The organism is Sphaerisporangium rufum (assembly GCF_016863395.1).
In the GTDB taxonomy this organism is placed as follows: domain Bacteria; phylum Actinomycetota; class Actinomycetes; order Streptosporangiales; family Streptosporangiaceae; genus Sphaerisporangium; species Sphaerisporangium rufum.
Genome location: NZ_BOOU01000044.1, coordinates 1 through 13,047 on the forward strand (window position 1 = coordinate 1; position 13,047 = coordinate 13,047).

Annotated in this window: 8 protein-coding genes; 5 read left to right on the plus strand and 3 right to left on the minus strand. The window is 75.3% G+C overall.

Annotated elements, in window-relative coordinates; all coding sequences use genetic code 11:
• The 3 genes from Sru01_RS14530 to Sru01_RS14540 all read left to right on the plus strand — a co-directional run.
• Positions 1-1,877, plus strand: a 1,877-nt coding sequence (locus tag Sru01_RS14530; protein WP_239137421.1) for a condensation domain-containing protein, incomplete at its 5' end; no start/stop codon positions are given.
• Positions 1,874-7,306: a non-ribosomal peptide synthetase/MFS transporter gene (locus Sru01_RS14535; RefSeq protein ID WP_203984996.1), complete on the plus strand. Its 5,433-nt coding sequence runs from the start codon at positions 1,874-1,876 to the stop codon at positions 7,304-7,306. The genes Sru01_RS14530 and Sru01_RS14535, both read left to right, overlap by 4 nt.
• Positions 7,306-7,476 (plus strand): MbtH family protein, encoded by a 171-nt coding sequence (locus Sru01_RS14540; protein ID WP_203984997.1) that lies wholly within the window; start codon positions 7,306-7,308, stop codon positions 7,474-7,476. Before Sru01_RS14535 ends, Sru01_RS14540 begins: the two co-directional genes overlap by 1 nt.
• Before the next feature lie 84 nt (positions 7,477-7,560).
• Here Sru01_RS14540 and Sru01_RS36220 read toward each other — a convergent pair whose 3' ends face one another.
• Positions 7,561-8,598, minus strand: a complete 1,038-nt coding sequence (locus Sru01_RS36220) for a carboxymuconolactone decarboxylase family protein (protein ID WP_203984998.1) — start codon at positions 8,596-8,598, stop codon at positions 7,561-7,563.
• 210 nt (positions 8,599-8,808) lie between these two features.
• On the opposite strand from Sru01_RS36220, the gene Sru01_RS35615 reads away from it, so the two are divergent.
• A complete protein-coding gene (locus Sru01_RS35615) occupies positions 8,809-10,077 on the plus strand; it encodes a sensor histidine kinase (protein ID WP_239137422.1) in 1,269 nt (422 codons plus the stop codon).
• On the plus strand, positions 10,074-10,730 hold the full coding sequence (locus Sru01_RS14555) for a response regulator (protein WP_203984999.1): 657 nt from the start codon (positions 10,074-10,076) through the stop codon (positions 10,728-10,730). Before Sru01_RS35615 ends, Sru01_RS14555 begins: the two co-directional genes overlap by 4 nt.
• A gap of 67 nt (positions 10,731-10,797) precedes the next feature.
• Here Sru01_RS14555 and Sru01_RS14560 read toward each other — a convergent pair whose 3' ends face one another.
• Together Sru01_RS14560 and Sru01_RS14565 are read right to left on the minus strand one after the other, a co-directional pair.
• Positions 10,798-12,006, minus strand: coding sequence for a cytochrome P450 (locus tag Sru01_RS14560; RefSeq protein ID WP_203985001.1), 1,209 nt, complete (start codon positions 12,004-12,006; stop codon positions 10,798-10,800).
• A gap of 270 nt (positions 12,007-12,276) precedes the next feature.
• Positions 12,277-13,038: an ABC transporter permease gene (locus Sru01_RS14565; protein ID WP_203985003.1), complete on the minus strand. Its 762-nt coding sequence runs from the start codon at positions 13,036-13,038 to the stop codon at positions 12,277-12,279.
• Positions 13,039-13,047: the final 9 nt, after the last annotated feature.

The following is a 13,047-nucleotide window of genomic DNA, read 5'->3' on the forward strand; positions in this document are numbered from 1 at the left end:
TCCCCGGGGACCGGGCCGCCGTGCAGGTCCCGCTGCGTCCCCGCGAGCCGGGAACACCGGTGCCGCCCTCGCCGGCCCAGGAACGCATCTGGTTCGTCGAAGAGTTCCTCGGCGGCGAGCCCGCCGCCCACCTGGCCCTGACCCGCCGGCTGCGCGGGCCGCTGGACGTGGACGCGCTGACCGCGGCGCTGGCCAGGCTCACCGCCCGGCATGAGAGCCTGCGCACCCGGTACCAGGGCGAGAGCGGCCGGCCCCGGCCGGTGGTGGAGATCACCTGGACGCCGCGGCTCGACCGGCACGACCTCACCGGCCTGCCCACGGGCGCGGCCGAAGGCGAGGCGCGCCGGCTGGCCGGCGCCTGCGCCGACGAGCCGTTCGACCTGGCCGCCGCGCCACCGGTCCGGGCGGCACTGATCCGGCTGGCCACCGAGGACCACGTGCTGTGCCTGGCAGTGCATCCGATCGCCGCCGACCACCGGTCGCTCGACATCCTGCTGGCGGACCTGTCCGCGCTGTACGAACGGCGCGAGCTACCGGCGCCGCCGGTGCAGGCCGGTGACGTGGCGATCTGGCGGAGCCGGCGGGAGACCGCGGCCGCGGCGGTGCTGGAGGACTGGTGCGGCCGGCTGGCCGGCGCCCCGGTACTGGACCTGCCGCTGGACCGCCCCCGCCCGGCGGTGGCGGCCCGCGCGCACGGGCGGCACGAGCTGCGCCTGGCCGGCGCCGAGGCGCTGGAACGGCTGGGCGCCGCGGCCGGTGGCGGCCTGTCCACCGTGCTGCTCGCCGCCTACCAGATCCTGCTGGCCCGGCACACCGGCCAGAGCGGATTCCTGGTGGGCCGCCCGGTCACCGGCCGCGAGCTGCCCGAGCTCCATGCGGTCGTGGGAAACCTCACCCGCCACCTGGTGCTGCGGGCCGACCTGTCCGGCGACCCGCCGTTCACCGAGCTGCTGGCCCGGACCCGGGCCGCCGAGGCGGAGTCGGCCGAGCACGCCGACATCTCGGCCGAGCGGCTGGTCTCGGCGCTCGGTGTCGAGCGCGACCCGGCGCAGGAACCGCTCTTCCAGACGGTGCTGGCCCTGCCCGGCGAGCCCGCCCCGGTGCCGGCGACGTTCGGCGGGCCGGCGCACGAGGAGTTCGCGTCCCGCCCGCCGGAGGCGACCTACGACCTGGCCCTGATCGCCCGGCGCTCCGGCGATGTCCTCGTACTGGACTTCGACTTCGACGCCGCGCTGCTGGACGCGGCGACCGTCGAGCGGATCGCCGGGCGGTTCGCCGTACTGCTGGACCGGATCGCCGCCGGCCCCGGCCGCCGCGTCTCCGAACTGCCGTCGCACACTCCGGCCGACGAGGCGGAGATCGCCGGCTGGACCGGCGACGACCTGGTGCTCGACCCGTGGGGTGCCCCGGTCCCGCCCGGCGCGATCGGCGAGCTGCATGTGCCGGGCGAGGACGGCCGCCCGGCACCGACCGGGCTGCGAGCCCGCCGCCATCCCGGCGGGCGGGTGACGCGGCTCGGCCCGTTCGGGGCACAGCCCACCGTCGGCGTGCCGCGCGCCGGTGGCCGGCCCGGTCACCTGGCGCCGCGCAGCGACGCCGAGGCCCTGGTGGCCGACGTGTGGAGCGACCTGCTCGGCGTCACCCGGGTCGGCGCGCTGGACGACTTCTTCCATCTCGGCGGGCACTCGCTGCTCGCGGTACGGGCCGCCGCGCGGCTGAAGGCCACCCTCGACGTCGAGGTGCCGATCCGCACCTTCTTCACCCACCGCACGGTGGAGCGGCTCGCGGCCGCGGTGGAGGAGCTGCTGCTGGCCGACCTGGAAGGCCTGTCCGATGAGGAGGCCATGCGCCTGCTCGACACCACGGAGGTGCCGTGACCAGCCTGTCCCCGGCCAAGCAGGCGCTGTTGGCCCAGCGGCTGCGCCGCCGCGGCGCGACCGCCACCATCACCCCGCGCCCGCCGGGCACCGAGCCGCCGCTGTCGCACGCCCAGGAGCGGCTGTGGTTCCTGGAGCAGTACCTGCCCGGCACCCCCGCCTACACCGTCTCGTGCACCGCGCGGGTGCGCGGCGATCTGGACGCCGAGGCGCTGCGCCGGGCCGTGCACGAGGTGACGGCCCGGCACGAGACCCTGCGCAGCCGGTTCGTCACCGCCGAGGACGGCACCCCCCGGGTGGTGATCGACCCCGAGCCGGGCACCGAATTCCGGGTGACCGAGGCCGCCTCCGCCGAAGCGGCACGCACCATGGTGTCCGCCGAGCTGACCCGGCCCTTCGACCTGGCGGCCGGCCCGCTGCTGCGGGTGCTGCTGGTCCGGCTGGACGACCGCGACCACGTGCTGCTGCTGGCCGCCCATCACGCGGTCACCGACGGGTGGAGCGGCGACGTCCTGCTGAACGAGCTGTTCGCGCTGCACGCCGCCGCCGGCGGCGGCGACCCCGCGCCGCCGCCCCCGCCGCCGGTGCAGTACGGCGACTACGCGATCTGGCAGCGGGCCCGGGCCGGCACCCCGGCGCACCGGGCGGACGTGGAGTACTGGCTGGACGAACTGGCCGGGGTTGCGCCGCTGGAGCTGCCCACCGACCTGCCGCGACCCGCCGAGCAGGGCTTCGCCGGCGCCGCCCACGGGTTCCGCCTGGAGCCGGATCTGGTGGCGGCGGCCGGGGCGCTGGCCGAGGCGCACGGCGCCACCCGGTACATGGTGCTGCTGGCCGCCTTCCAGGCGCTGCTCGGCCGCTGGTCGGGCCAGGACGACTTCGCGGTCGGCACCCCGGTCAGCGGGCGCGGGCTGCCGGAGCTGGACGGGCTGGTCGGCATGTTCGTCAACACGCTCGCCATGCGGGCGCGCCTGTCGGGCGACCCGACCTTCGCCGAGCTGCTGGGCCGGGTGCGCGACACGGCGCTGTCGGCCTACTCCCACCAGGAACTGCCCTTCGACCAGCTGGTCAACGAGCTGAACGTCGAGCGGGACGTCAGCCGGTCGGCGGTGTTCCAGGTGATGTTCGCGCTGCAGAACTACACCGCCCGCCCGGTCGACCCGCGCGGCCTTTCGGTGTCGTGGTTCGCCACCGACACCCACGTCAGCCGGTTCGACCTGAGCCTCTACCTGCACGAGGGCGCGGGCGGGCTGGACGGCACGCTGGTCTACAACACCGCGCTGTTCCGGCCGGACACCGTCGAGCGGATGGCGGCCGGCCTGACCGCGCTGCTGCGCTCGGCGGTGGCCGCCCCGCACACCCGGCTGGCCGACCTGGAGGTGCTGTCGCCGGCCGAGCGGTCCCGGCTGCTGGAGCTGGGCGCCGCCCCGCCGCCGGCCCCGGCCGGGGCGCAGCTGCTGCACGAGCTGGTCGCCGCCCAGGCGGCCCGCACCCCCGACGCCCCGGCGGTCGCCTTCGCCGGGGCGACGCTGACCTACCGCGGGCTGGAGCACCAGGCCGGCCATCTGGCCCGCCGGCTGCGCGACCTCGGGGTCCGCCCCGGCGACCGGGTGGCGGTCTGCCTGGAGCAGTCCGCCGAGGTGGCGGTGGCCCTGCTCGGCGTGCTGCGGGCCGGCGCGGCATACGTGCCGCTGGACCCCGAGCAGCCCGCCGAGCGGATCGCCTACATGGTCCAGGACGCCGGGGTGCGCACCGTGGTGACCTCGGCGCCGGCCCGCGGGCCGCTGCCCGCCGGACTCACCGAGATCCTCATCGACGAGCAGCCGATGCCGGACGCCGAGCCCGAGCCGGTGGACGCCGGGATCGGCCCCGCGGACCTGGCCTACGTCATCTACACCTCCGGCACCACCGGCCGGCCCAAGGGCGTGGCGGTGCAGCACCGCGAGGTGGTCACCTACCTGGCCGGGGTCCGTGAGCGGTTCGCCGTCGAGCCGGGCGCCCGCTTCGCGCTGCTGCAGTCGCTGGCCTTCGACTTCGGCGTCACCGTCTTCTACCTGGCGCTGATGACCGGCGGCCGGCTGGAGCTGATCCCGTCGCGCACCTCGGCGCTGGAGCTGGCCGAGCACTTCGCCCGGGAGCCCGCCGACTACCTGAAGATCACTCCGTCGCACCTGGCCGCGCTGCTGGCCGAGGCCGCGCCGGCCGAGCTGCTGCCGCGCCGGCTGCTGATCCTGGGCGGCGAGGCCTCCGGCTGGGCGTGGGCCCGCGAGCTGGCCGCCCTCGGCCACTGCGCGGTGGTCAACCACTACGGCCCCACCGAGGCGACGGTCGGCATGACCACCTTCGCGGTCGACCCGGCCGAACCCGAGCAGGCGACGACGCTGCCGATCGGCCGCCCGCTGCCCGGCGCCCGCGTCCAGGTGCTGGACGCGCGGCTGCGCCCGGTGCCCGTCGGGGTGACCGGGGAGATCTACCTGGGCGGCGACCGGCTGGCCCGCGGCTACCTGGGCCGGCCCGCCCTCACCGCCGAGCGGTTCCTGCCCGACCCGGCCGGCCCGCCCGGCGCCCGCATGTACCGCACCGGCGACCTCGGCCGGTGGCTGCCCGACGGCAGCCTGCAGTTCCTCGGCCGCCGCGACCTGCAGGTCAAGGTGCGCGGCTACCGGGTCGAGCTGGGCGAGGTGGAGTCGGTGCTGGCCGAGCACCCGGCCGTCGCCCAGGCGGTGGCCGAGCTGCGCGGCGACCGGCTGGTGGGCTACCTGCTGCCGGACGAGGCCGCTGGCCCGGAGCGGCCGCCCGCCGCCGAGGTGCGCGCCTGGCTGCGCGACCGGCTGCCCGACTACATGATCCCCGCCCGGTACGTGTGGCTGGACGAGCTGCCGCTGAAATCGCACGGCAAGGTCGACCGGGCCAGGCTCCCCGACCCCGCCGACGACCAGGCCGCCGCCGGCGCCGCGTTCGTGCCGCCGGCCACCCCGGCCGAGGAGTCGGTCGCCGCCATCTGGGCCGAGGTGCTCGGCCTGGCCCAGGTGGGCGCGCTGGACGACTTCTTCGACCTCGGCGGTCACTCGCTGCTGGCCATGCAGGTGCTGACCCGGCTGCGCCGGCTGGCGCCGGACCGGCGGATCACCCTGATGGACCTGTTCAAGCGCACCACCGTGCGCGAGACCGCCGAACTGCTGACCGAAGGGGCGGACACCGGCGCCGGCGGGCTGCTGCACCGGCTCACCCCGCCGCGCGCGGCGGCCACCTCCCTGGTGTGCGCGCCCTACGGCGGCGGCAGCGCGGTGATCTACAAGCCGCTGGCCGACGCCCTGCCCGGCGGCTGGGCGCTGTATTCGATCGCGGTGCCCGGCCACGAGCTCGGCGAGGAGGCGGTGCCGCCGGAGGAGGTGGCCCGGCGCTGCGCCGAAGAGATCCTGGCGACCGTCCCGGGGTCGCTGGTGCTGTACGGGCACTGCGGGATCGGCGCCCTGATCGTCGCGGAGATCGCCCGGCTGGTGGAGGCCGCCGGCCGAACGGTCGAGGCCGTCTACCTGGGCGGGGTCTTCCCGTTCGCCCGGCCGGAGGGCCGGCTGACCCGGCTGCGGCACCGGCTGGACGACCTGCGCGGCGACCAGGCCCGGGTGAACGCGCTGACCGCCTCCGGGCTGGACGTCTCCGAGCTCACCCCCGAAGAGCTGACGCTGATCGTCCGCAACCGGCGCGAGGAGACCCGAGAGGCCGAGCGGTACTTCACCCGGCTGTTCGAGCGGCAGGCGTCGCGGCTGGCCGCACCGGTGATCACGGTCGCCGGGGAACGCGACCCGATTACGGAGTTCTACCAGGAGCGGTACCGGGAGTGGCACGTGCTGTCCCCGGTCACCGCCTGCACGGTGCTGGACGAGGCCGCGCACTTCTTCGTGAAGTACCGCGCCGGGGAGCTGGCCGAGATCGTCACCCGCACCCACCGGGCGATCGCCGAGGGCCGCACCGCGCCGCTGGAGCGGGCCACCGGCGAGGAGACCTGGTGGCTGCAGGGCGTCTCCACCGCCCCCGACACCCCCGGCGGCGGCCCGGACGCGGTCACCGCCGAGGCGGCCGGGCCGCGGCCCAGCATGCGGCGGTTCTTCGGCGTCGCCGGCGGGCAGGCCCTGTCCATCATCGGTTCGGCGCTCACCGAGTTCGCCATCCCCATCTGGATCTACCTGACCACCGGGTCGCTGATCGACTTCGCGCTGTTCTCCGTGCTCGCCCTGGTGCCCGGCATGCTGGTCTCGCCGCTGGCCGGCACCATCATCGACCGCAACGACCGGCGCCGCGTCATGTTGCTCGGCGACGTCGGCGCCGGCGGCGCGCAGCTCACGCTGGGCCTGTTGCTGTGGACCGGCAACCTGCAGATCTGGCACATCTACCCGCTGCTGGGCTGCCTGTCGGTGGCGCTGGCCTTCCAGCGCATCGCCTACGGCTCGGCCATCCCGCAACTGGTGCCCAAACGCTTCCTCGGGCACGCCAACGGCGTGGTCGGCATGATCAACGGCGTGGCGCAGCTGATCGTCCCGCTGGCCGCGGCCGGGTTGATGGCGCTGATCGGCCTGGAGGGCATCCTGGTCATCGACGTGGTCAGCTACGCGATCGCCATCGGCAGCCTGCTGCTCATCCGCTTCCCGGCCACCATGGCGCTGCGCCGCCGCGAGTCGATGACGGCCGAGCTGATCAACGGCTTCCGCTACTCGTTCGGCAACAAGGGCTTCCGCCGCATGGTCACCTTCTTCGCGGTGGTCAACCTGTTCATGGCCGCGCTGTTCATGATGATCTCGCCGCTGGTGCTGTCGTTCGCCACCCTCGGCGACGTCGGCCGGGTCTCGTTCTTCGGCGGGCTCGGCGTGTTCCTCGGCGGCATGACCATGGCGGTGTGGGGCGGGCCGCGGGAACGGCGCTTCCGCGGCCAGCTGATGTTCACCCTGACGCTCGGCCTGGCCGCGGTGGTCATCGGGTCGCGGGAGGACCTGGTGGTGATCACCGCCGGGGTGTTCGGCATGTTCCTGTCACTCACCCTGCTCAACGGCGTCTACACCACGATCGTCCAGGTGAAGATCCCGCAGCGCTACCACGGCCGGGTGTTCGCGCTGAACCAGCTGGTCGCCTTCTCCACCCTGCCGCTCGGCTACGCCGTGGTCGCCCCGCTGGGCACCGCCTGGCTGGAGCCGATGCTGATGCCCGGCGGCGCGCTGGCCGGCACCGTCGGCCAGGTGATCGGCACCGGCGCCGGCCGCGGGATCGGCCTGCTTTACGTGCTGCTGGGCACCGCCATCGCGCTGTGCGTGCTGGTGGCGCGCCGGCGCCGGGTGCTGTGGGACTTCGACGAGCTGGTGCCCGACGCGCTGCCCGACGACCTGATCGGATTCGAGACCCTGCGCAGCCGCGGGGCCCTGGCGAAGGAGAGCTGATGAGCGACTACCAGGTCGTGATCAACGACGAGGAGCAGTATTCGGTGTGGCCGGTGGACCGGGACACCCCCGACGGCTGGCGGGCCACCGGGTTCCGCGGCGAGAAGGACGCCTGCCTGGCCCACATAGAGGAGGTCTGGACCGACATGCGCCCCCGCAGCGCCCGCTGACCCCGCCCGGCCGGCCCGCCGCGGAGACGGGACGGCGACCGGGGCCGCCGGTCCAGGTGCCCGGCCCTGTCGATGCCGTCCCTCCTATCCGCCCTGCCCGGCCCGCGCCGCCGAGGGGTCGCGGGCGCCCGCCAGGATGGCCGCCTCGGCCCGGCCCACCGCGATGCCGGCGCCGAAGGCGACCAGCCGGACCAACTCCGCGTCGGTACGGCCGGGACCGCGCCAGGCGGCCACCTCGGCGTCGGTGATCCGGTAGGGCGCCACCGCCGCCAGCAGCGCCAGCCGGGCCCCGGGCCGGTCGGCGGTGGACAACCCGGGCAGGGCCTCGGCCGGCCACCCGGCGCCCGGCGGTGGGTGCTGGCCGTCCCAGCCGGCGACCGCGCGCTCCACCGCCCGGCGGGCGGGCGGGCCGAGCAGGTCGCCACCGGCGGCGGCCACCGCGCGCAGCGCGGCGTGCGCCCGGCCGGCCGGGGCGCCGCCGGCCCAGTCCGGCGCCGGCGCGGCGGGCGGCCCGTCCAGCAGCGGCAGGCTCTCGCCGGCCGGCAGCCGGCGCCGGACCGCGCCGGCCAGCGCCCGGCCGCCCGCCGCCCGCACCAGCCGGGACCGCTGCAGATTGCCCGGGAGCAGGTTGTCGGTGAGCAGCGCCGAGGCCATCCGGTTGATGAAGTGGAAGGCCAGGGCGGTACCGATGTGCTCGGCGGCGGTGCCCGGTTCGAACGGCGGCGCGGCGGCCCGGGCGGCGCGGGTGGACCGGGCCCAGGCCAGCAGCGCCGCCTGCCCGGGATCCTCGGGCGTGCCGCCGGCGGCGATCGTCTCGGCCGACCGGTGGTCACCGGTGGCGTGCAGCAGCGTGGTGTGCGCGTCGACGCAGAACGGGCAGCGGTTGGCCAGTGACACCCCGAGCGCGACGATCTCCCGGCCGGCCCGCGGCACCGGCCCGGCCAGCAGCGACTCGCGGACCGCCGCCCAGGCGGCCACGAGGACGTCCTCGTCCGGGGACAGCGTCATGAACACCGGCATGCGGGCCATCCCGAAGTCGGCGGCGATCTGCCGGTAGACGCCGGCCACCCGCCCGGCCGCGTCCCTGGGGTCCACCGGTCTCACGTACCGGAAGCGTGCCATCGTCTCTCCTATTCTCCTTTGGGCACGCCGTCGGCCGCGCGCCCGCGGCCGATCGTCGCGCATCCGACGGCCACCGGTCGTCGTCCACGTGATGGCACCGGCGGCGCCTTGCGGGAGTGCCGGTGGACGGCGGCTACCCCGCCGGGAGTAGGCGCGGGATACGACCCGGCGAGGAGGACACCGCCCTGGCCGGCGTCCTAGGGTGCAACGGTGAACCTTGCGCGCCGGTGGTCCCCGGCGATGACCGACGGCGCCCTGGCCGTGGCGATCGCCGCGTTCCAGGAGATCGGGGCCGTGTCCTCGCCGGCCGACGTCGGCCTGGCCGATCACCTGGCCATCCTGGCGGGCTCGCTGGTACTGGCCGGCCGGCGGCGGGCCCCGCGGACGGTCCTGGCGGTGACGACCGCGTGCATGCTGCTGTACACGGTGCGCGCGCAGCCGGGGCCGGCGGCCGCCTTCCCGGTGCTGATCGCCATGGCCACCGCCACCTTCGCCGGTCACCGAGTGCCCGCCGCGCTGGCCTCCGTCGCGTACCTGGGCGGCACGCTGGCCGCCGCCTACACCGCCGCCGGCGGCCGGCCCGACCCGCAGGTCGTGCAGGGCACGCCGCTGCTGCTCGGCTGGTTCGTCGCCGCCGGAGTGGCCGGCGCGATGGCCCGGCACCGGCAGGCCTACCTGGCGCAGGTCGAGCAGCGGGCGCTGGACGCCGAGCGCACCCGCGAGGAGGCGGCGCTGCGCCGGGCGGGGGAGGAGCGGCTGCGCATCGCCCGCGAGCTGCACGACTCGCTGACGCACAGCATCTCGATCATCAAGGTGCAGGCCGGGGTGGCGGTGCACCTGGCGCGCAAGCGCGGCGACGAGGTCCCGCCGGCGCTGCTGGCGATCCAGGAGGCGAGCGCGGCGGCGATGCGCGAGCTGCGCGAGACGCTGGAGGTGCTGCGCGACCCGCCCCCCGCCGACCCGGGCACCGCCGACCCGCCCGCCACCGGCTCGGACACCGCCGATCCGGGCGCCGCCGCCGGTGACGGCGGCGGACCGGGCGGCGCCCCGGCCACACCCGGCGGCGACGATCCGGCCGCCGGGCCGCCGGCCAGCGGGCTGCACCGGCTGGAGGAGCTGGTGGGCCGGGCGCGCGCGGCGGGCCTGCCGGTGACGGTCACGGTCAGCGGCGAGCGCCGCCCGCTACCGGCGGCGGTGGACCGGGCCGCCTACCGCATCGTCCAGGAGTCGCTGACCAACGTGGCCCGGCACGCCGGCCCGGCGGCGGCCGACGTCCACCTCGGTTACGACCCCGAACGGCTGGTCGTCCAGGTCGACGACGACGGTGACGCCCGCCCGCAGGCACCGGTGGCCCCCGGCGTGGGCCTGTCCGGCATGCGCGAGCGGGTCACCGCGCTGGGCGGCCGGCTGGCGGCCGGGCCCCGGCCCGGCGGCGGATTCTCGGTGCGCGCCGAGCTGCCCGCGGGGGAGCGGCCGTGATCCGGGTGCTGCTGGCCGACGACCAGGCGCTGATCCGGGCCGGATTCCGCGCTCTGCTGGAGGCCGAGGACGACATGGCGGTGGTGGCCGAGGCCGCCGACGGGCGGCAGGCCGTCGAGCTGGCCCGCACGCACCGGCCGGACGTCGCGCTGGTCGACGTGCAGATGCCGGTGATGAACGGCATCGAGGCCACCCGCCGGATCGCCGCCGACCCCGAGCTGGCCGGGGTGCACGTGGTGATCCTCACCAACTACGGGCTGGACGAGTACGTCTACGACGCGCTGCGCGCGGGCGCGGGCGGGTTCCTGGTGAAGGACACCGACCCGGCCGACATGCTGCAGGGCGTGCGGACCGCGGCGCGCGGCGACGCGCTGCTGTCCCCGTCGATCACCCGCCGGCTGATCGGCGAGTACCTGGCCCGCCGCCCGCGGCCGGCGGCGGACGCGCTGGCGGTGCTCACCAACCGCGAGCGCGAGGTGCTGGCCCTGGTGGCGCGCGGCATGTCCAACGACGAGATCGCCGCGCACATGGTGATCAGCCCGACCACGGCCAAGACCCACGTCAGCCGGGCGATGACCAAGCTGCACGCCCGCGACCGCGCCCAGCTCGTCGTGCTGGCCTACGAGTCCGGCCTGGTCACCCCGCGCCCCTGACCGCCCTGTCCAGAAGCGAGGGCCGCGGCCGGTCAGGGTGCCGGCGTGACCGCCCGGCGGCCCGGGCTCAGGTGTCCCAGGTGACCGGGAGGCTCTTGACGCCGTGGATGTCGGCGGTCTCCGGGCGCAGCGGGACCTGGTCGGCCGGCACGGCCAGGCGCAGCGTGGGGAAGCGGGCGAACAGCGCGGGGAAGGCGACCCGCATCTCGACCCGGGCGAGCTGCTGGCCCAGGCACTGGTGGATGCCGTGGCCGAAGGCCAGGTGCCCGCCCTGCTGCCGGCCCAGGTCGAGGGTGTGCGGATCGGGGAAGCGGCCGGGGTCGCGGTTGGCGGTGCTGTAGGACAGGATCACCGTCGTACCGGTCTCGATGGTGTGGCCGGCCAGCTCGACGTCCTCCAGCGCCGTCCGCAGGAACGTCTTGGCGACGCTCAGATGGCGCAACAGTTCCTCCACCGCCGGTTCGGCGAGTGCGGGGTCGGCGCGCAGCGCGGCGAGCTGCGCCGGGTGGCGCAGCAGGGCGAAGGTCCCGAGCGCCAGCATGTTGGCGGTGGTGTCGAAGCCGGCCGCCAGCAGGATGAATGCCATTCCCTGCAGCTCCTCGTCGGTGAGGTCGCCGTCGGTGAGGTCGCTGAGCACGTCGTCGGTCGGATCCGCCCGCTTGGCGGCCACGAGTGCCGCGAGGTACCGCTGCACCTCGAGGTAGGCCGCGACCTGCTCCTCGTCGGTGGCCTCGCCGCCGAGTAGCAGGTCGATGTGCTCCTGGAACAGGCCCCGGTCGGCGTAGGGCACGCCGAGCAGCTCGCAGATCATGATGGCGGGGATGGGCTTGGCGAACGCGGTCACCAGATCCACCGGCGGACCGGCCTTCTGCATGGCGTCCAAGTGCTCGGCGGTGATCTGCTCGACGCGCTCGGTGAGTTGCCGCATCCGGCGGACGGTGAACTTGCCGACCAGCGGCTTGCGGTAGCGGCCGTGCCGCGGCTCGTCCATGAGAAGGAACTCGCCGGGCGGCGCCGGGGGGACCTCGATGTCGCCGTAGTCGATCAGCGGGTGGTGGCGCATGAGCTCCCTGCGCGAGCTGAACCGTGGGTCGGCCAGCACCGCGCGGACCAGGTCGTAGCCGGTGACCAGCCAGCCCTGGTGGCCGTCGGGGAAGAGGTAGCGGCTGATCGGGCCGTGCTCGCGGGCCTCGAGCAGCTCCGCGGGCGGATCGAACGGACAGCCGGGCCGGCGCGCGGCGGGCATCGTGGTGACGGTGTACACGGATTCGGGCATGGTCGTTCCTTGTCTGACGCTGGAGGAAGCCGCTGGAGGAAGTGAAGTGGAGTTCGCGAGATGCGTCGCGCGGAACCGCGGCGTCCTGCAGCGGCGGGACGGCGGCCGGCGGGCGGCCGCGCGGGGAACCCCGGTGGAGGACATCGGGGTGGCAGGGGCATGGACGCCTGCCCGGGACGATGGGGGACGCGCGCCTGCTGATGGCGGCGGTTCGGGGAGTCGCGTCTCGGGGCCGGACCGGGCCAGGCCCGGCGGGGCCGCTCGGCGGGACTAGGAGATCTTGCGGCGGTAGGTGTTCATGGCCAGGAAGTAGGCGATGACGAGGATGCCGGCGCACCAGGCCAGGGCGGTCCAGATGCCGTCGCCGGCCGGCTGCCCGGCGAACAGGGCGCGGATGGTGTTGACGATGGCGGTGACCGGCTGGTTCTCGGCGAAGGCGCGCAGCCAGCCGGGCATGGTGCCGGTGGGCACGAACGCCGAACTGATGAACGGCAGGAAGATGAGCGGGTAGGAGAACGCGCTCGCGCCGTCCACGGTCTTGGCGGTGAGTCCGGGGATGACGGCGATCCACGTCAGCGCGAGGGTGAACAGGACCAGGATCCCGGCGACCGCCAGCCATGCCGCCACCCCCGCCGCCGAACGGAAGCCCATGAGCAGCGCGACGATCACGACGACGGTGAGGGAGATGGCGTTGGCGACCAGCGAGGTCAGCACGTGCGCCCACAGCAGGGACGACCGCGCGGTGGGCATCGACTGGAATCTCGCGAAGATGCCGCTCTTCATGTCGGTGAACAGCCGGAAGGCGGTGTAGGCGATGCCGGAGGCGACCGTGATGAGCAGGATGCCGGGCAGCAGGTAGTTCACGTACGGGACCGATCCGGTGTCGATCGCGCCGCCGAACACGTAGACGAACAGCAGCATGAAGGCGATCGGCATGACGGCGGTCGTGATGATCGTGTCCAGGCTGCGGGTGATGTGGCGCAGGGACCGTCCCAGCAGGACGATGGTGTCGCCGAAGAAGTGTCTGTTCAACGTGGTTCC